17 protein-coding genes and 6 tRNA genes are annotated in these 18,253 nt (G+C 60.5%); 22 read left to right on the top strand and 1 reads right to left on the bottom strand.

The genetic code is table 11. The annotated features are described in order from the left end of the window. Window positions 1–6: 6 nt before the first annotated feature. From fabF to D9M09_RS17345, 21 genes are all read left to right on the top strand, one after another. The gene (gene fabF / locus D9M09_RS17445; RefSeq protein WP_070223875.1) at window positions 7–1,257 is read left to right on the top strand and encodes a beta-ketoacyl-ACP synthase II; all 1,251 of its coding nucleotides are present in this window, start codon (window positions 7–9) and stop codon (window positions 1,255–1,257) included. A gap of 121 nt (window positions 1,258–1,378) precedes the next feature. Further along, window positions 1,379–1,909, top strand: coding sequence for a hypothetical protein (locus D9M09_RS17440; RefSeq protein ID WP_162995738.1), 531 nt, complete (start codon window positions 1,379–1,381; stop codon window positions 1,907–1,909). 66 nt (window positions 1,910–1,975) lie between these two features. Continuing rightward, on the top strand, window positions 1,976–2,599 hold the full coding sequence (rpoE, locus tag D9M09_RS17435; RefSeq protein WP_070223871.1) for an RNA polymerase sigma factor RpoE: 624 nt from the start codon (window positions 1,976–1,978) through the stop codon (window positions 2,597–2,599). 72 nt (window positions 2,600–2,671) lie between these two features. Further along, a complete protein-coding gene (locus D9M09_RS17430; RefSeq protein ID WP_070288657.1) occupies window positions 2,672–2,995 on the top strand; it encodes a sigma-E factor negative regulatory protein in 324 nt (107 codons plus the stop codon). 234 nt (window positions 2,996–3,229) lie between these two features. Then, window positions 3,230–4,726, top strand: coding sequence for a DegQ family serine endoprotease (locus D9M09_RS17425; RefSeq protein WP_121670005.1), 1,497 nt, complete (start codon window positions 3,230–3,232; stop codon window positions 4,724–4,726). Between the two features lie 54 nt (window positions 4,727–4,780). Next, complete coding sequence (locus D9M09_RS17420) at window positions 4,781–5,026, top strand: glutaredoxin family protein (protein ID WP_070223866.1); 246 nt, start codon at window positions 4,781–4,783, stop codon at window positions 5,024–5,026. Window positions 5,027–5,343: 317 nt separating this feature from the next. Beyond that, the gene (gene lepA, locus D9M09_RS17415) at window positions 5,344–7,134 is read left to right on the top strand and encodes a translation elongation factor 4 (RefSeq protein ID WP_070223864.1); all 1,791 of its coding nucleotides are present in this window, start codon (window positions 5,344–5,346) and stop codon (window positions 7,132–7,134) included. Window positions 7,135–7,137: 3 nt separating this feature from the next. Continuing rightward, window positions 7,138–8,061: a signal peptidase I gene (gene lepB, locus D9M09_RS17410; protein ID WP_121670004.1), complete on the top strand. Its 924-nt coding sequence runs from the start codon at window positions 7,138–7,140 to the stop codon at window positions 8,059–8,061. Window positions 8,062–8,153: 92 nt separating this feature from the next. Continuing rightward, the gene (gene rnc, locus D9M09_RS17405) at window positions 8,154–8,969 is read left to right on the top strand and encodes a ribonuclease III (protein ID WP_099411201.1); all 816 of its coding nucleotides are present in this window, start codon (window positions 8,154–8,156) and stop codon (window positions 8,967–8,969) included. A gap of 1 nt (window position 8,970) precedes the next feature. Then, complete coding sequence (era, locus tag D9M09_RS17400) at window positions 8,971–9,873, top strand: GTPase Era (RefSeq protein WP_034749612.1); 903 nt, start codon at window positions 8,971–8,973, stop codon at window positions 9,871–9,873. 28 nt (window positions 9,874–9,901) lie between these two features. After that, complete coding sequence (recO, locus tag D9M09_RS17395) at window positions 9,902–10,738, top strand: DNA repair protein RecO (protein ID WP_070223858.1); 837 nt, start codon at window positions 9,902–9,904, stop codon at window positions 10,736–10,738. Window positions 10,739–10,780: 42 nt separating this feature from the next. After that, the gene (gene pdxJ / locus D9M09_RS17390) at window positions 10,781–11,542 is read left to right on the top strand and encodes a pyridoxine 5'-phosphate synthase (protein WP_121670003.1); all 762 of its coding nucleotides are present in this window, start codon (window positions 10,781–10,783) and stop codon (window positions 11,540–11,542) included. Window positions 11,543–11,556: 14 nt separating this feature from the next. Further along, window positions 11,557–11,952 carry a holo-ACP synthase gene (acpS, locus tag D9M09_RS17385; RefSeq protein ID WP_070223854.1) on the top strand — a complete coding sequence of 132 codons (396 nt, stop codon included), beginning with the start codon at window positions 11,557–11,559 and terminating at the stop codon, window positions 11,950–11,952. 93 nt (window positions 11,953–12,045) lie between these two features. After that, window positions 12,046–13,926 (top strand): excinuclease ABC subunit UvrC, encoded by a 1,881-nt coding sequence (uvrC, locus tag D9M09_RS17380; protein WP_099411204.1) that lies wholly within the window; start codon window positions 12,046–12,048, stop codon window positions 13,924–13,926. 126 nt (window positions 13,927–14,052) lie between these two features. After that, a complete protein-coding gene (gene pgsA, locus D9M09_RS17375; protein WP_034749601.1) occupies window positions 14,053–14,637 on the top strand; it encodes a CDP-diacylglycerol--glycerol-3-phosphate 3-phosphatidyltransferase in 585 nt (194 codons plus the stop codon). Window positions 14,638–14,799: 162 nt separating this feature from the next. Next, a tRNA-Gly gene (locus D9M09_RS17370) sits at window positions 14,800–14,875 on the top strand. Between the two features lie 92 nt (window positions 14,876–14,967). Further along, window positions 14,968–15,043 (top strand) — tRNA-Gly (locus D9M09_RS17365). Window positions 15,044–15,114: 71 nt separating this feature from the next. Beyond that, window positions 15,115–15,190 (top strand) — tRNA-Gly (locus tag D9M09_RS17360). Between the two features lie 56 nt (window positions 15,191–15,246). Further along, window positions 15,247–15,322 (top strand) — tRNA-Gly (locus D9M09_RS17355). An 89-nt stretch (window positions 15,323–15,411) separates the two neighbouring features. Beyond that, window positions 15,412–15,487: transfer RNA gene (locus D9M09_RS17350), tRNA-Gly, on the top strand. A 42-nt stretch (window positions 15,488–15,529) separates the two neighbouring features. Next, window positions 15,530–15,603 (top strand) — tRNA-Cys (locus D9M09_RS17345). A gap of 129 nt (window positions 15,604–15,732) precedes the next feature. On the opposite strand, the gene D9M09_RS17340 is transcribed toward D9M09_RS17345, so the two are convergent. Continuing rightward, window positions 15,733–16,287: an inclusion body family protein gene (locus tag D9M09_RS17340; RefSeq protein ID WP_070222332.1), complete on the bottom strand. Its 555-nt coding sequence runs from the start codon at window positions 16,285–16,287 to the stop codon at window positions 15,733–15,735. A gap of 443 nt (window positions 16,288–16,730) precedes the next feature. On the opposite strand from D9M09_RS17340, the gene D9M09_RS17335 reads away from it, so the two are divergent. Then, entirely contained in the window at window positions 16,731–18,218 is a 1,488-nt protein-coding gene (locus D9M09_RS17335) for a SulP family inorganic anion transporter (RefSeq protein ID WP_121670002.1), read from the top strand. Window positions 18,219–18,253 lie beyond the last annotated feature (35 nt).

The following is an 18,253-nucleotide window of genomic DNA, read 5'->3' as shown; positions in this document are numbered from 1 at the left end:
AATCGCTTGAGCCGTTCTAAAAACCGTCGTGTTGTTGTCACCGGCCTGGGCTGCGTTTCACCTGTCGGCAATACTATTGCCGAGGCGTGGGGCGCAATCATTGAAGGTAAATCCGGCATTGCCACGATTACCAAGTTTGATGCACAGCCATTCACCACGCATTTTGCCGGTGAAGTCAAAGGCTTCAATATCGAAGAGTACATCTCCGGTAAGGAAGCCCGCCATATGGATACCTTTATCCATTACGGCATGGCTGCCGGCATCCAGGCGATGCAGGACTCCGGCCTGGAAGTGACCGAAGAAAACGCCGAGCGCATCGGCGTGATCATCGGTTCCGGTATCGGCGGCTTGCCGCTGATCGAGGAAACCAAGTCCGAGTACGAAAAGCGCGGTCCGCGCCGTATCTCGCCCTTTTTCGTGCCTGCCTCGATCATTAACATGATCTCTGGCAACCTTTCGATCAAATATGGTCTGAAGGGCCCGAACCTGGCGATCGTGACGGCGTGTACCACCGGTTTGCACAGCATCGGTGCCGCAGCGCGCATGATCGAGTACGGCGATGCCGACGTCATGATCGCCGGTGGCGCTGAATCGACCGTGTCGCCGCTGGGCCTGGGCGGTTTCGCCTCGGCACGCGCCTTGTCGACCCGCAACGACGATCCGGCAACGGCATCGCGTCCGTGGGATACCGACCGCGACGGCTTCGTGCTGGGCGAGGGCGCTGGCGTCATGGTGCTGGAAGACTACGAGCACGCGGTGGCCCGTGGTGCCAAGATCTATGCCGAAGTGCATGGTTTCGGGATGAGCGCAGATGCTTATCACATGACCTCGCCGCTGGAAGATGGCAGCGGCGGCAGCAAATCGGTGATCGCGGCCCTCAACAACGCCGGCTTGAACGCGGATCAGATTCAGTACCTGAACGCGCACGGCACGTCGACCCCGCAAGGCGACGTGGCGGAAGTTATGGGCATCAAACGCACCTTCGGCGAGCACGCCAAGAATCTGGTTGTCAACTCGACCAAGTCGATGACGGGCCATTTGCTGGGCGGCGCGGGCGGTCTGGAAGCGGTGTTTACGGTCCTGGCATTGCACCATCAGGTGTCGCCACCGACCATCAACATCTTCAACCAGGATCCGGCTTGCGATCTCGATTTCTGTGCCAACACGGCGCGGGATATGAAGATCGATTATGCAGTGAAGAATTCGTTCGGCTTCGGCGGCACGAATGGCACACTGATTTTCGGTAAAGCGAAATAAGCAGGAACTTTCAAGCGCTCGCTACGGTCAAATCGTAGTGAGCGCTGATTCGGCGCCAACGTTCGTTGGCGCCTGAATTTGCCCGGCATGTTGCCGGCGCGCCTTTTTTTTCCCATGAAGTATGTCAATCGCAGTAGCGGCTGTCATTCGCACGCCTGTCTGTTTGCGTCTGTTGCAAGCGGTGCTGGGACTGTGCGCCTTGCTGGCCGCCTGGCCCCTGAGCGGTGCGTGGCGCGCTGCGGCGGTGCCTGGCCAACTGGTGGGCGGCTATGCGCTGGGCTGGCCCGGTGCGTTGCTGAGCACGGCTGGCGGCGTGTTGTTGCTCGCTTTGCTGCGCAGGCGCAGAAAGCCGCAGACGCTTGATATTTCGCCGGTTGGCCAATTGCGGCTGGCGGTATATCTGGAGCATGGCGGAGCGCCAGGGGCGGATGCCGGCGGGGTGGCGGCGCCGCCCGGCCCGGGGCCGTCGCCGCCGTCAGGACTGCGCCTGTTGCCGGGCTCGACCCTGTGGCCGTCGCTGCTGGTGCTGTGCCTGGCCGATGCCGCGGGGCGGCGCACGCAGGTGCTGGTGCAGCGCGGCGGCGGCTGCCCCGCCTTCCGCCCGCTGGCCGTGGCGTGCCGGGCCATTGCGGCGCGGAGTGGGGACGAATAAAAGTGGGGCGAACACTGAACTTCTTGCAGCGGGCCAACTCTATATCCATACAGGCGCCCACGCTGCATGACTACAGGGACATTGGGCGTGAGGACAGAGCGCGAGTATGATCAGTTACTGGTCGAGCGGGTGCAGGCTGGCGACAAACGGGCATTCGATGTGCTGGTATCGAAATACCAGCGCCGCTTGATGCGCCTCGTGTCGCGCCTGGTGCACGACCCGGCGGAGGCCGAAGATGTGGTGCAGGAAACCTTTATCAAGGCATACCGGGCGCTGCGCCATTTTCGCGGCGATGCCGCCTTTTATACCTGGCTGTACCGCATCGGCATCAATACGGCCAAGAATTATCTCGTCACGCAGGGGAGGCGCGCCGCCACGTCCAGCGATGCCGACGCCGAGCAGGCCGAGTCCTTCGATGATGGCAATAAATTGCGTGACAACAATACACCGGAATCGGTGCTGGCGAGCAAGCAGATTGCGGCCACCGTCAATGCGGCCATGGATGTGCTGCCCATCGAATTGCGCACTGCCATCGTGCTGCGCGAGATCGAGGGCCTGAGCTATGAAGAAATATCGGAGATCATGGCGTGCCCCATCGGCACCGTGCGCAGCCGGATTTTTCGCGCGCGCGAAGTGATTGCGGAAAAATTGAAACCGTTGCTGGACATGCCAATTGACAAGCGCTGGTAATCTGAAGAGTATGAGGTTGGCATGGCTGCGCCCGGTTTTCGCACCGATCCTCTTGAAATGGCAGGACCCATCATGGATACGCACACACGATTGCACGAGACTATTTCCGCCCTGGCCGATGGCGAACTGGCGGCGAGCGAACTCGAACTGGCTTTTGCCGCCCTCGACACGGATGAGGGGAGGCAAGCCTGGAATGTCTATCGCCATATTGGTGACGTGCTGCGCTCGGAGCAGTGCGGCCATGCACTGAGCGCCCAGTTCGATGCACGCCTGGCCAGCCGCCTGGCCGCCGAGTCGGCGCCTGCCCATGCGGAACCGCTGCTGCCCCTGTCCGCCGCCATCGTGCCGCCGGGCGCAGCCGAGCCGCTGGAGGCGGGGCCGCTGGCGCAGCGCTAGGGCGTTTCGCCATCTTATGCCAGGCTTAACGTTCCTGTCGCCCTCTTGACACTGGCCTTCGGTACGATTGACACTGTGTGCAGGCAATATCTTGCTTTTGCGATATATTGTTGCTGCCATGCGCGCTACCGGATGGGTTTGCCCCGGGGACGCCGTCATGACGGCCAATCGTGCACGCAGGCAATCGCCTGATTCGCGTTTTGATCCGTTTATATATTCGAAGAGATCCTTTCCATGAAAAAAAACATGTGTGCCGCCAGCAAGTCGTTTTCAGTAAAGACGCTTTCCGCCTTATTGTTCGGTACCGCTGGCGTGTTTCTGGCTCCCACCATGCTGGGCCTGGCGCCACAGGCGCAGGCCGCCGTGCCGGCAGTGAAACTGCCTGATTTCTCGGACCTGGTCGACGCCGTGGGCCCGGCCGTGGTGAATATCCGCACCACCGAACGCCTGAGAATGGGCGGCGCCGGCGCCGGCAGTCAGGATGAGCAGGAAATGCAGGAATTCCTGCGCCGCTTCTTCGGCGGCGCCATGCCGACGCCGCGCCAGCAGGCGCCGCGTGGCGGCCGCCACGCCGTGCCGCAGGAACAGGAAGTGCAGCGCGGTGTCGGTTCCGGCTTCATCATCTCGGCCGATGGCTACGTGCTGAGCAATGCCCACGTGGTCGATGGCGCCGACGAGGTCTACGTGACGCTGACGGACAAGCGCGAATTCAAGGCCAAGGTGATCGGCGCCGATGCGCGCACCGACGTGGCCCTGCTGAAAATCGAGGGCGGCAACCTGCCGCGCCTGACTATCGGCGATTCGAACAAGATCCGCGTGGGCGAATGGGTGATCGCCATCGGCTCGCCGTTCAACCTGGAAAACACGGTGACGGCCGGCATTATTTCCGCCAAGTCGCGCGACACGGGCGACTACCTGCCGCTGATCCAGAGCGATGTTGCCGTCAATCCCGGCAACTCGGGCGGTCCCCTGATCAATATGCGCGGCGAAGTGATCGGCATCAATTCGCAGATCGCCACCCTGTCCGGCGCCTACAACGGCATTTCATTTGCCGTGCCCATCGATGAAGCCATGCGCGTAGGCGAGCAGCTGAAAAAGACGGGCAAGGTCGTGCGCGGCCGCATCGGTGTGCAGATCGGCGAAGTGAGCAAGGACGTGGCGGGATCGCTGGGCTTGCCGAATGCCAAGGGCGCGCAAGTGTCGATGGTGGAGCCGGGCGGTCCGGCCGACAAGGCGGGCATCAAGCCGGGTGACATCATCCTGAAATTCAACGGCGCGCCGATCGAGCGTTCGTCGGACCTGCCGCGTCTGGTGGGCGGCGCTCCCGTCAACGGCAAGTCCACGCTCACCGTCTGGCGCAAGGGTGCGCAGCAGGACATTCCCGTCACCGTCGTCGAACTGGAAAGCGAGAAAACGGCGAAGAAGGGCGCCAGGGAGCCGGAAGCGCAAGCCGTCAATGCACTGGGGCTGAAGGTCAGCGACGTGCCGGCCGCCAAGAAACAGGAATTGAAGATCGACGCCGGCGTGCAGGTTGACGAGGCCGATGGCGTGGCGGCTCTGGCCGGCCTGCAGCCTGGCGACGTGATCTTGCAGCTGAATAACGTTGCCGTGAAAGACGCCAAGCAGTTCAACGCCCTCGTGGCCAAGCTCGATCCGAAAAAGACGTCGGCCGTGCTGGTGCGCCGTGGCGACGTAGCGCAATTCGTTTCGCTGCGCCCGTCGGCGAAGTAAGGTTCTGATTCACCTGCATCCCGGCTGTGGCCGGGATGCCTTTTTCTCTTTTCCATGCACTTCACGCTCTATTCCCGCAGTTATTGCCACCTTTGCCAGGACATGCTCGACGCCTTGCTCCTGCTGCAGCCGCCCGGCAAACCGTTCACGGTGGACGTGATCGACATCGACGCCTCGCCCGACGCCTCGCTGCTGGCCCGTTTTGACGAGCTGGTGCCGGTGCTGTTCGGCGACCTGGCGCAGCCCGAGCTCTGCCATTATTTTCTCGACGAGGCGGCCGTGCGGCGCTGCCTGATGTAGTTTAACTGTCAATATTGACACTGCATTGCACCATTCTGGTGCTGAAAACAGCCGAAAATGTCGGCTTGCCCCGGTGCCGGCCTCATAAGACGGGCTTTCTACTCTGAAATCCGGTAAAATGGGGAGGTCGAAAAAGCTACTGTCCGAGGCAGCAGCTTCTGTCGCTTCAAAAGCGCTCGCCTGGGCATGCAGATGTCCTGCTCGGAGCGCTTTTTTCATCATGAGTGGGGCGCCTGGTTTTGGCCCTGTTTGGCCCGGACATGATCCCCCTGATTCCTGTTAAAGCAGTGTCGTCAACTTCGCACTTATATTAGTTAATGAACAACATACGCAACTTCTCCATCATCGCCCATATTGACCACGGTAAATCGACCCTGGCTGACCGCATCATTCAATTGTGCGGCGGCTTGTCCGACCGCGAGATGGAGGCGCAGGTGCTCGATTCGATGGATCTGGAGCGCGAGCGCGGCATTACCATCAAGGCGCAAACGGCGGCCCTGCACTACAAGGCGCGCGATGGCCAGATCTACAACCTGAACCTGATCGATACGCCCGGCCACGTCGACTTCAGCTATGAAGTGTCGCGCTCGCTGTCGGCGTGCGAAGGCGCGCTGCTGGTGGTGGATGCATCGCAAGGCGTGGAAGCGCAAACGGTCGCCAACTGCTACACGGCGCTGGATCTGGGCGTGGAAGTGGTGCCCGTCCTGAACAAGATCGATTTGCCGAACGCGGATCCGCCGAGCGCGATTGCCGAGATCGAAGACGTGATCGGCATCGACGCGGCCGACGCCGTGCATTGCTCGGCCAAGACGGGCTTCGGCGTGCTGGACGTGCTCGAGCAGCTGATCGTCAAGGTGCCGCCACCGAAGGGCGACCCCGATGCACCGCTGCAGGCGCTGATCGTCGACTCCTGGTATGACGCCTATGTGGGCGTGGTCATGCTGGTACGCGTGATCAACGGTACCCTGAAACCGAAAGACAAGATCCGTCTGATGGCCACCGATTCGGTGCAGCTGGTGGAAGACATCGGCGTGTTCTCGCCCCGTTCGCAATCCTTGCCGCAGTTGTCAGCAGGCCAGGTGGGCTTCATCATTGCCGGCATCAAGGAATTGAAAGCGGCGAAAGTGGGCGATACCGTCACCCTGGCCAACCGTCCTGCCGCCGCGCCATTGCCTGGCTTCAAGGAAGTGCAGCCGCAAGTGTTCGCCGGCCTGTTCCCCGTGGAAGCGAACCAGTACGACGCGTTGCGCGACTCGCTGGAAAAGCTGAAACTGAACGATGCGGCCCTGATGTACGAGCCGGAAGTGTCACAGGCGCTGGGCTTCGGCTTCCGCTGCGGCTTCCTGGGCTTGCTGCACATGGAAATCGTGCAGGAGCGCCTCGAACGCGAATTCGACATGGACCTGATCACCACGGCGCCGACCGTCGTGTACGAAGTGATCCAGCGCGACGGCACCATGATCAACGTCGACAATCCGTCGAAGATGCCCGATCCGTCGCGCATCGAGGAAGTGCGCGAGCCTATCGTCACGGTCAATCTGTACATGCCGCAGGAATACGTGGGCTCCGTGATCACCCTGTGTATCGGCAAGCGCGGCATCCAGATGGACATGAGCTACCACGGCCGCCAGGTCAAGCTCGTGTATGAAATGCCGATGGCCGAGATCGTGCTGGACTTCTTCGACCGCCTGAAATCGACGTCGCGCGGCTATGCCTCGATGGATTACGAGTTCAAGGAATACCGCGCGGCCGACGTGGTCAAGGTCGACATGCTGATCAACAGCGAAAAAGTCGATGCGCTGGCCATCATCGTTCACCGTTCGAACAGCCAGTACCGTGGCCGCCAGGTGGCTGCCAAGATGCGCGAACTGATTCCGCGCCAGATGTTCGACGTGGCCATCCAGGCGACCATCGGCGCGAACATCATTTCGCGCGAGAACGTAAAAGCCTTGCGCAAGAACGTCCTGGCCAAGTGCTACGGCGGCGACATCAGCCGCAAGAAAAAATTGCTGGAAAAACAAAAGGCGGGTAAGAAACGCATGAAGCAAGTGGGTTCCGTGGAGATCCCGCAAGAGGCATTCCTGGCAATTTTACAAGTGGATGGTTAATCAATGAACCTGCAAGTGATTTTAGGAAATTTCGCTTTAATCCTGTTCGTGCTGATGGTGTTGACGGGCCTGGTCTGGTGCCTGGATGTGTTTTATCTCTCCAAGCAGCGCCGCAAGGCGGCCGACCGTGCCCTGGCCGAGTTCGATGAGCGTCAAGCGAAGTCGTTGGCTGAAGGCATCAAGTCCGATGGTAGTAGCAGCAGCCGCCGCGCCGCCATCGAGGCAGATCTGTTGCGCCAGCCGACCTGGGTCGAGTATTCGGGCAGCTTCTTTCCCGTCATCGCCCTCGTGTTTTGCCTGCGTTCGTTCCTGTACGAGCCGTTCAAGATCCCGTCGAGCTCGATGGTGCCGACCTTGCTGGTCGGCGATTTGATCCTGGTAAACAAGTTCACCTATGGCATTCGTTTGCCGATCGTCAACAAGCGCATCATTGAAGTCAATGATCCGCAGCGCGGCGACGTGATGGTGTTCAAGTATCCGAAAGATATGTCGCAAGACTATATCAAGCGCGTGATCGGGGTGCCCGGTGATAAAATCACCTATGAAAACAAGCGCTTGACGGTCAACGGCAAGGAAGTGGCGTACACCCCGCTGGACGACTACCTCGATGACGAAAGCACGGTCTACCACAAGCAGCTGGAAGAAAACCTGACGGGCGTGAGCCACCGCATCCTCAACGACGAGCCCGCTCCGACGTTGAACTTGCGCGAAGTGAAGGATTTCCCGCACAAGGAGGCGTGCAACTATAACGAAGACGGCTTCACGTGTGTGGTGCCACAAGGCAATTACTTCATGATGGGCGATAACCGCGACAATAGCGCGGACAGCCGCTACTGGGGTTTCGTGCCGAACGAGAATATCGTCGGCAAGGCTTTCCTGGTGTGGATGAACTTCAGCAATCCGAAACGCGTGGGCGGCATACACTAAGCCGGCCTGGTCTGTAATGGACCAACCATGGCTGCCGCGCCGACTCCCCGCGCGGCGGCCAGCCGAATTACTCAGATGACACAGAAACAACAATGAATCTTCAGCTATTGCAAACCCGTTTAGGCTATACGTTCCAGGATGCTGGCCTGTTGCAGCAAGCCTTGACGCACCGTAGCCACAGCAGTTTGCATAACGAGCGGCTGGAATTCCTCGGCGACTCCATCCTCAACTGCGTGGTCGCTTCCATCCTGTACGAACGTTTCAAGACTATCGACGAGGGCGACCTGTCGCGCCTGCGTGCCAACCTGGTCAAGCAGCAGTCGCTGTATGAAATCGCGCAAAAGCTGGAATTGTCGCAATTTTTGCGCCTGGGCGAAGGCGAGCTCAAATCGGGCGGCTTTCGCCGTCCGTCGATCCTCGCCGACACGCTGGAAGCCTTGCTGGGCGCCATCTTCCTCGACACGGGTTTTGACGCCGCCAGCACGGTGATCCGCGCCTTCTACATTCCCATCCTCGACTCGGTCGATCCGCAAACGCTGGGTAAGGATGCCAAGACCCTGCTGCAGGAGTTTTTGCAGAGCAAGAAAATTTCGCTGCCACAGTACAACGTGGTGGCTACCCATGGCGCCGCCCACAGCCAGGAATTCGAGATCGAATGCCTGGTGCCGAAATTGAACATCCAGGTTTACGGCCGTGGCGGAAGCCGCCGCGCCGGTGAGCAAGCCGCCGCCAAACTGGCGCTGGACGTGGCCGAGCAGGCGCTGTTGAAGTCGCCTGCCGCCAGCCGCAAGCCCAAACCGCGCGCCGCCCAGCTCAAGCTGGCCGGCATTGCCACCATCCAGAGCGACGACGCGTCAGCCCCGGCTGCCCCGGCGATCGCCGCTCACACTAAACAGAATCGACACTAGCATGACAGCCACCAAAATGCCCGACAACTTCCGCTGTGGCTATATCGCCATCGTGGGCCGCCCCAACGTGGGCAAATCGACCCTGATGAACGTGCTGATCGGCGCGAAGGTCAGCATCACTTCGCGCAAGGCGCAAACCACGCGCCACCGCATCACGGGCATCCAGACGGTGCCGGACGCGCAATTCATCTACGTCGACACGCCCGGCTTCCAGACGCGCCACTCGAACGCGCTGAACAAGACGCTGAACAAGACCGTCACGAACACGCTGATTTCCTCGGACGTCATCCTGTACGTGATCGAGGCGGGCACGTTCGGCCCGGCCGACCAGCAAGTGATGGACCTGCTGCCGAAGGAAGTGCCGTGCATCCTCGTCATCAATAAATCGGACAGGGTCAAGGACAAGGCCGTGCTGCTGCCGTTCGCGCAAAAGATCGCCGCCATGCGCGACTTCGCCGCCATCGTTCCTGTGTCCGCCAAGCTGCACTTCCAGCTGGAAGGCCTGCAGAACGAGATCAAGCGCTTCTTGCCGGAAAACCAGCCCATCTTTGGCCCGGACGACATCACGGACCGCAGCGAGAAATTCCTCGCCTCGGAAATCGTGCGCGAAAAACTGTTCCGCTTCGTCGGCGACGAACTGCCGTACACGAGCACCGTGCTGATCGAGAAATTCGAGCAGGAAGGCGATTTGCGCCGCGTGTTCGCCGCCATCCTGGTCGAGCGCGATACGCATAAATCCATGATCATCGGCAACAAGGGCGCGCGCCTGAAGGAAGTCTCCACCCAGGCCCGCCTGGATATGGAAAAACTGTTCGGCGGCCCCGTGTACCTGGAAATCTGGGTCAAGGTCAAGTCGGGCTGGGCCGACAACGAGGCGGGCTTGCGCGCCTACGGCTACGAGTAATCCGCAACCCGGGGGCGACACCACACGCATGAGCACCACCACGCCAGCGCTGCACGATCCTGCGCCAGCCTCACCCGTTGTCCCCGCGCCGGCGGCCATCGCGCCGCCGGCCGCACCTTCCGCAGCACCCCGGCGCAGCCGTCCGCCCGCGCGCGACGGCCGCATCACGGGCCAGCCAGCCTTCGTGCTGCACAGCTATCCGCATAAAGAGACCAGCCTTATCGTCGACGTGTTCACACGCGAATACGGCCGCATCGCGCTCGTCGCCAAGGGCGCCAAGCGGCCCCATTCGCAGTTGCGCGGCGTGCTGCAGACGTTCCAGCCCCTGCAGGCGGGCTGGACGGGCAAGTCCGAGCTGCGCATCCTGACGGGCGCGGAATGGGTGGGCGGCATGCTGCCGCTGGAAAAGACGGCCCTGCTGTGCGGTTTCTATTTGAACGAATTGCTGGTGAAATTGCTGGCGCGCGACGATCCGCATCCCGTGCTGTTCGACCACTACGTTGCCACCTTGAATCAACTGGCGCACAATGAGCCGCCGCCCATCGTGCTGCGCAAGTTCGAGCGCGCGCTGCTCAAGGAAACGGGCGTGGCGGCCGACCTGACGCGCTGCACGGGCACGCGCCAGGCCGTCGAAGCGGGGCAGGTGTACGTGGTCGACCCGGAACGGGGACCGCGCCCGGCGCGCGCCGCCGACGCCTGGCCCAAGATCACGGGCAAGACCCTGCTCGACATGGAGCGCGAAGATTACCTTGACGTGGCCACGCAGGCGCAAAGCAAGCTGCTGATGCGCTTTTTGCTGGCCCATCAACTGGGGGGCGCCACCTTGAACACGCGCCAGATACTGATCGATTTAATGCAGCTGTAGCGGCGGTTCGTCGCAGGACAGCACTTTACGGATACCATCACTATGAGCTTTTTGCAGCCTTCCGGCCCCGTCATCGACCTGGGCGTCAACATTGACCACGTGGCCACCTTGCGCAATGCGCGCGGCACCGCGTATCCGGACCCGATCCGCGCGGCATTGCTGGCCGAACAGGCGGGTGCCGACGCCATCACCCTGCACCTGCGCGAAGACCGCCGCCACATCAAGGATGCGGACGTGATCGCCATCGCGCCGCAGTTGCTCACGCGCATGAACCTGGAAGCGGCCGTGACGCAGGAAATGATCGACTTCGCCTGCGGCATCCGCCCGGCCGACGTGTGCCTGGTGCCGGAAAAACGCACGGAAGTGACGACGGAAGGGGGCCTGGACGTGGTGCGCTACTTCAAGGAAGTGCAGGCTGCCGTCAAGCAATTGCAGGGCGAGGGCATCCGCGTGAGCCTGTTCATCGACGCGGACGAACAGCAGATCGCCGCCGCCGCCGAACTCGGTGCGCCCGTGATCGAACTGCACACGGGGCGCTACGCCGATACGCAAGGCGCGGAACAGCTGGCGGAACTGGAACGCATCAAGGCGGGCGTGCTGTTCGGCGTGGGCCGCGGCTTGAAGGTCAACGCGGGCCACGGCTTGCATTACACCAATGTGCAGGCGATTGCCGCGATTCCCGATATTGCCGAACTGAACATCGGCCACGCCATCGTCGCGCATGCCGTGTTTGTCGGCTGGGAAAACGCCGTGCGCGAAATGAAGGCCATCATGGTGGCCACGCGCCTGGGCCACAGGGCCTGACAAGGGAGCTCGGCATGATTTACGGCATCGGTACCGATATCTGCAAGATTCCCCGCATCGAGGCGGCCCTGGCGCGCCACGGCGAGCGTTTCGCCAAAAAGATACTGGGACCGCAGGAGCTGGACAAGTTCCGCGCCCGCAGCGCCAAGAACGCCGTGCGCGGCGTGCGCTTCCTGGCCACGCGCTTCGCGGCCAAAGAGGCGTTTTCCAAGGCCATCGGCCTGGGCTTGCGCATGCCGATGACGTGGCCCGCCGCGCAAATGCTGAACCACCCCAGCGGCAAGCCGATGATCGTCTGCAGCGGCGTGCTGGCCGACTTCATGGAAAAGAATCGCCTGAGCGCGCAAGTGACGATCAGCGATGAAGAAGAGTATGCCGTGGCGTTTGTGATTGTGGAGCAAGCGCCGTAATGCAGACGACTGCTGGGGTCAGTCTTTTCGATCGGAATGCGTCCCACTGGGACGTATTCCCCCGGCGGGTCTGACCCCATTTAAGAGCCAGCAATGACCGAAGCAATACCCGACCTCAATTCCACGGAAACGCCGCCCGACCCGCGCGCGCAGGTGCTGGCCACCGTTGCCAAGCTGCCGAACCTGCCCGGCGTGTACCGCTATTTCGACGCCGCCGACAAGGTGTTGTACGTCGGCAAGGCGCGCGACCTGAAAAAGCGCGTCTCCAGCTATTTCCAGAAAAACCTGGCCAGCCCCCGCATCGCCATGATGGTCGAGCGCATCGCGCGCCTGGAAACGACGGTCACGCACAGCGAGGCGGAAGCGCTGATCCTGGAAAACAACCTGATCAAGGCGCTGCAGCCGCGTTACAACATCCTGTTCCGCGATGATAAATCGTATCCGTATCTGAAAATCACCAATGGCGATGCGCCGCGCATGGTGTATTACCGGGGCGCGGTGGACAAGAAAAACCAGTATTTCGGGCCGTTCCCCAGTTCCTGGGCCGTCAAGGAATCGATGCAGATCCTGCAAAAGGTTTTTCTCATCCGCACCTGCGAGGACAGCGTGTATGCGAACCGCACGCGGCCCTGCCTGCTGCACCAGATCGGCCGCTGCAGCGCGCCGTGCGTGGACCTGATCAGCAAGGAAGATTATAAAAACGACGTGGAAAACGCGGCGCGCTTCCTGCGCGGGCGCCAGAGCGAGGTGATGGCCGACCTGGAAAAGAAGATGCACGCGTTTGCCGCCGAACTGAAATTCGAGCAAGCCGTGGTGGTGCGCAACCAGATCGCCTCGCTGTCGCGCGTGCTGCACCAGCAGAGCATGGAAACGACGGGCGACGCCGACGTCGACATCATCGCCGTGCTGGTGCAGGGCGGGCGCGCCTGCGTCAACCTGGCCATGGTGCGGGGCGGGCGCCACTTGGGCGACCGCGCCTATTTCCCCAGCCAGCTCAGCGATGCGGCGGCGATTGCCGAAGAGCCGATCGAGGTGGAAGTGCTGGCCGCCTTCCTGGCCCAGCACTACACGGAAAAATTCATTCCCGGCACCTTGATCCTGAATATCGAATTCGACCAGCCGGCCCTGATGGTGGCGTTGATGGAGCAGTGCGGCCACCGCATCAACCTGATCTTCCAGCCGCAGGGGCAGCGTCGCCAGTGGCTGGAAATGGCGCAGAAGGGCGCCGGGATTTCGCTGGCGCGATTGTTGTCCGAGCAGGGCTCGCAGCAGTCGCGCACGCGGGCGCTGGCCGAGGCGCTGCGCCTGGAAACGGAGGATCTCGACAGCCTGCGCGTCGAATGTTTCGACATCAGCCACACGCAGGGCGAAGCGACGCAGGCCTCGTGCGTGGTGTTCCATCATCACGCTATGCAGAATGGCGAATACCGGCGCTACAACATCAACGACATCACGCCCGGCGACGATTACGCAGCCATGCGCCAGGTCTTGATGCGCCGCTACGAGAAGGTGGCCAATGGCGACGGCGTGATGCCCGACGTGGTGCTGATCGACGGCGGCAAGGGCCAGATCGAAATGGCGCGCCAGGTGTTCGCCGAGCTGGGACTCGATATCAGCTTGATTGTCGGCGTGGCCAAGGGGGAAGGGCGCAAGGTGGGCCTGGAAACCCTGCTGTTCGTAGATGGCCGCGCGGCGCAGGAACTGGGCAAGGAATCGGCGGCGCTGATGCTGATCGCGCAAATCCGCGACGAGGCGCACCGCTTTGCCATTACCGGCATGCGCGCCAAGCGGGCCAAGACGCGCCAGACGTCGCGCCTGGAAGAAATCGAAGGAATCGGCGCCAAGCGCCGCCAGAAACTGCTGTCGCGCTTTGGCGGCTTGCGCGGCGTGGTCGACGCCAGCGTCGAGGACCTGATGTCGGTGGAGGGGATTTCCACGCAACTGGCGGAAGAGATCTACAAGCAGCTGCATTAATGGATGGGGGCCTGGTCCGGCGCTGCGGCAACCGGACTAGGCTAATGTTGCCGGGCCATGTAGACTAGTGGCGCTTTCTTCACGCTTTCTTCATGTTCAATTTACCCGTCGGCCGATTGCTCTCTTATGCCTTTTAATATTCCCATCCTTTTGACCTGGCTGCGCGTGGCCCTGATCCCGCTCGTCGTCGGCGTGTTTTACCTGCCGCCGTCGATGCTGCTGCATGGCGACCAGAACCTGGTTGCCACCCTGGTCTTCATCGTTGCGGCCGTGACCGACTGGTTCGATGGTTTCCTCGCGCGGCGCTGGAACCAGACGTCCGCCTTCGGCGCCTTCCTCGACCCCGTGGCCGACAAGCTGATGGTGGCGGGCGCCTTGCTGGTGCTGGTGCAGCTGGACCGTGTCAATGCCGTGCTGGCCTTCATCATCATCGGCCGTGAAATCACGATTTCCGCCTTGCGCGAATGGATGGCGCAGATCGGCGCGTCGAAATCGGTGGCCGTCAGCTCGATCGGCAAGATCAAGACGGCCGCGCAGATGACGGCCATTCCCTTGCTGCTGTACCACGAAGTGATCTTCGGCGCGATCGACACCCATGTGTGGGGCGAGAAGCTGCTGTGGATCGCCTGCGTGCTGACGGTGTGGTCGATGTTCTATTACCTGCGCCTGGCATGGCCGCTCATCAAGGAAAAAGCGGGCAATCTGCATTGAGGTGATGGACGCCGATAGCATTGGGCTGGCGTCTTTTTAACCCAAACGCAAGAGCTGGGGTCAGACCCAAAGGGTCTGACCCCAAATATTTTGCAAAAGACCAGATATTGCCCGTTGACAGCCCCTGTAATCCCTCTATAATGCTGGCCTGTTGTTGATGACGCGGGAGTAGCTCAGTTGGTAGAGCGCAACCTTGCCAAGGTTGAGGTCGAGAGTTCGAGACTCTTCTCCCGCTCCAGTTTTCTGGATCGTGTCATAGGTAAAAACAGCAAATGCAGTAAAAAGTAGTACTGGCGATGTAGTAGAGCTTCTGATACAATGTTGTCCACTGCGGGAGTAGCTCAGTTGGTAGAGCGCAACCTTGCCAAGGTTGAGGTCGAGAGTTCGAGACTCTTCTCCCGCTCCAGTGAACACTGGATCAGCAGTAAAGCAGCACTGGTAAACGGTAGCAAAAAGCAGTAAAATAGCGGTTCGTATGCGGGAGTAGCTCAGTTGGTAGAGCGCAACCTTGCCAAGGTTGAGGTCGAGAGTTCGAGACTCTTCTCCCGCTCCAGCGAAAGCTGAAGCAGCATAGCAAAAATGGCAGTAGCAGAAAATAGAAGCTCCAATGCGGGAGTAGCTCAGTTGGTAGAGCGCAACCTTGCCAAGGTTGAGGTCGAGAGTTCGAGACTCTTCTCCCGCTCCAGAATTCTAAAGGGAAGCTAAGCTGGCTTCCTTTTTTTATCCGCCGCAACGCAGTCATGCGGCGTGATTAAGCGGTAAACAAGCTCCAATGCGGGAGTAGCTCAGTTGGTAGAGCGCAACCTTGCCAAGGTTGAGGTCGAGAGTTCGAGACTCTTCTCCCGCTCCAGTTTTCAAGGTGGGCCGCAAGGCGCATCCAAGCAGTTCCTCTGGCGAGGTAGCAAAGAGGTTATGCAGCGGCCTGCAAAGCCGTTTAGACGGGTTCGATTCCCGTCCTCGCCTCCAGATGCAGCGCAGTGATTGACGCGCAGATAAAAAAGCCCACTTCGGTGGGCTTTTTTTTGCCTATGCGGCTGAACGGCGTCGGCTGCAATTAAATACAGGGCTTCAGTTTATTTGATTTCCGGGAAATGACTAACCGACAGTAATCTGTGGATCCCAATAAAAATAACCATACAGGCTTTGCGTCTGGCCATCGTCATTCAGGCTATATACGGCAATATAGACATAGAAATTTTCCGTGCCGGATTTGGATACCTGCGCCGTGAAATTAGAAAAATTGCGCGGTTGCTGTATTGCCGGCAAACCATTCGAGGAATCCGAATTCGGCATGACCGCATTTCTGCGGGTAATGGTATTGGAGACAAAGGTATTGAAGACCTTGTCGCCATTCCAGTAATTGATGCCATACACAATGACGGCCGAATCGGCGTTGTCATAGATGGAAGCGCCGGTGAACGAGACATAGTCGCCCACGTTGGCCCTGAAACTCAGGTCAGCAGAGCCTTGTCCGCTATTGATGCCGCGTGGGTCGGTGGCAATCATGTACTGGCTGGTATGCGCCAGGCCCACGGGCTTGCTCTGATCAGGGGCGGTCTGACGCGGATGCTGAGCCATAATCAGATCGGTGTCTATTACAACGAGAATGTTGATTGTAATATTGCTGGCATATAATTGCGCGTCGGTCATGATTCCTCCTCGGTTTTCCTACTCGTCTGGCTTTTCGGATACGCCCCGTTTTTTAATGTGGTAAGCAGTCTCCACCGCTGCTGTGTAGAATAATGGAGAAAATTGCATAGATACTATCCAATTGAAACAGCAGTATTATTTAAAAATATTCCATTTAAATTATTTTTATTTTGCAAATACAGCTGCTGGAAACATTATTTTCCTGCCCGCGTCTGGGTGCCGCGGTCCCGCCCATCCGGCCCGGCCGCATCTTGTATAATGTCTGCAGGCTCAGCCACACCCTATGGTGCGCTGATGAATCTTTTCCTTTTCGCCACCCCATGTAGTCGCTGACGATTTCCCTCTCCGTTAAAGCTAGTCGTGGCTCCCCCGCGAAGCCTGCCTGCATGGCTGCGCTGTCCATTGGACGCGCATTTCCCTGTTCCGACCCTGGATGTGAATCAATGATCAACGCAAGTTTTCGGGAAGATTGGTTCTCGAACATACAAAAAAATGTCCTGGCGGGCCTGACCACCTCGTTCGCCCTGGTGCCCGAATGCATCGCCTTTGCCCTGGTGGCACAGTTGAATCCCCTGATGGGCCTGTATGGCGCCTTCATCATCTGCGCATTGACGGCCATCTTTGGCGGGCGTCCCGGCATGATTTCGGGCGCGGCCGGTTCCATGGCCGTCGTCATCGTGGCACTGGTGGCCCAGCATGGCGTGCAATATCTGCTGGCGACTGTGGTGCTGAGCGGCATCATCATGGCGCTGTTTGGCCTCTTGCGCCTGGGTAAGCTGATCCGCATGGTGCCCCATCCCGTAATGCTGGGCTTTGTGAATGGCCTGGCCATCGTCATCGCCATGGCCCAGCTCGAACACTTTCGCCAGGCCACGCCGCAGGGCGAGGCCTGGCTGCAAGGCACGCCCTTGTATGTGATGGGCGCGCTGGTGCTGCTTACCATGGCCATCGTCTACGTGTTGCCGCGCCTGACAAAAGCCGTGCCGCCCGCGCTGGTGGCCATCCTGGGCGTGGGCGTGCTCAGCCATTTCCTGCACCTGCCCACGCGCACCCTGGGCGACCTCGCGCACATCGCCGGTGGCTTGCCGGCCCTGCATTGGCCCGCCGTGCCGCTGGATATGGCGACCTTGCACATCATCTTCCCGTATGCGGCGCTGATGGCCATGGTGGGCTTGCTGGAAACCTTGCTCACCTTTAATCTCACCGATGAGATGACTGAAACGCGGGGCCAGCCGAACCGCGAATGCATCGCGCTCGGCGCTTCGAATGTCGTGTCGGGGCTGTTTGGCGGCATGGGCGGCTGCGCCATGATCGGGCAGACGATGATCAACCTGAGCTCGGGCGGCCGCTCGCGCCTGTCGGGCGTGACGGCCGGCGTGATGATTTTATTGTTCATCCTGTTCCTGTCGCCGCTGATCGAGCGCATCCCGCTGGCTGCGCTGGTCGGCGTGATGTTCGTCGTGGCGCAGCAGACGTTTGCCTGGGGTTCCTTGCGCGTGCTGGGCAAGGTGCCGTTGCAGGATGCGCTGGTGATCGTCGCCGTGACGGTGATCACGGTGTTTACGGACCTGGCGATGGCCGTGCTGTGCGGCATCGTGATTGCCGCCTTGAATTTTGCCTGGCAACATGCGCGCGACATGCGCGCCGACATCGATGATGGCAGCTCCGGCGTGCGCGTGTACCTGCCGCACGGCACCCTGTTTTTCGCCTCGACCACGCATTTCCTGGAACTGTTCCAGCCGGCCGGTGATCCGGTCCGCGTCATCCTCGATTGCCGGCATCTGCACATGGCCGACCACTCGGCCGTCGCGGCCATCGAAGCCTTGTACGAGCGCTACGACAAGGCGGGCAAGCACCTGCAGGTGACGCATCTGTCCGCCCGCAACCAGGCCTTGCTGCAGCGCGCGGGCGTCGATGTGAGCGTGGCGTAAAATAGGGGAAAGTCTGCTCCGCCCGATTTCTCGGG

The organism is Janthinobacterium agaricidamnosum (genome assembly GCF_003667705.1).
Taxonomy (GTDB): Bacteria; Pseudomonadota; Gammaproteobacteria; order Burkholderiales; family Burkholderiaceae_D; genus Janthinobacterium.
Note: the sequence above shows the minus strand (reverse complement) of the source record. Positions and strands in the feature narration are given on the sequence as shown.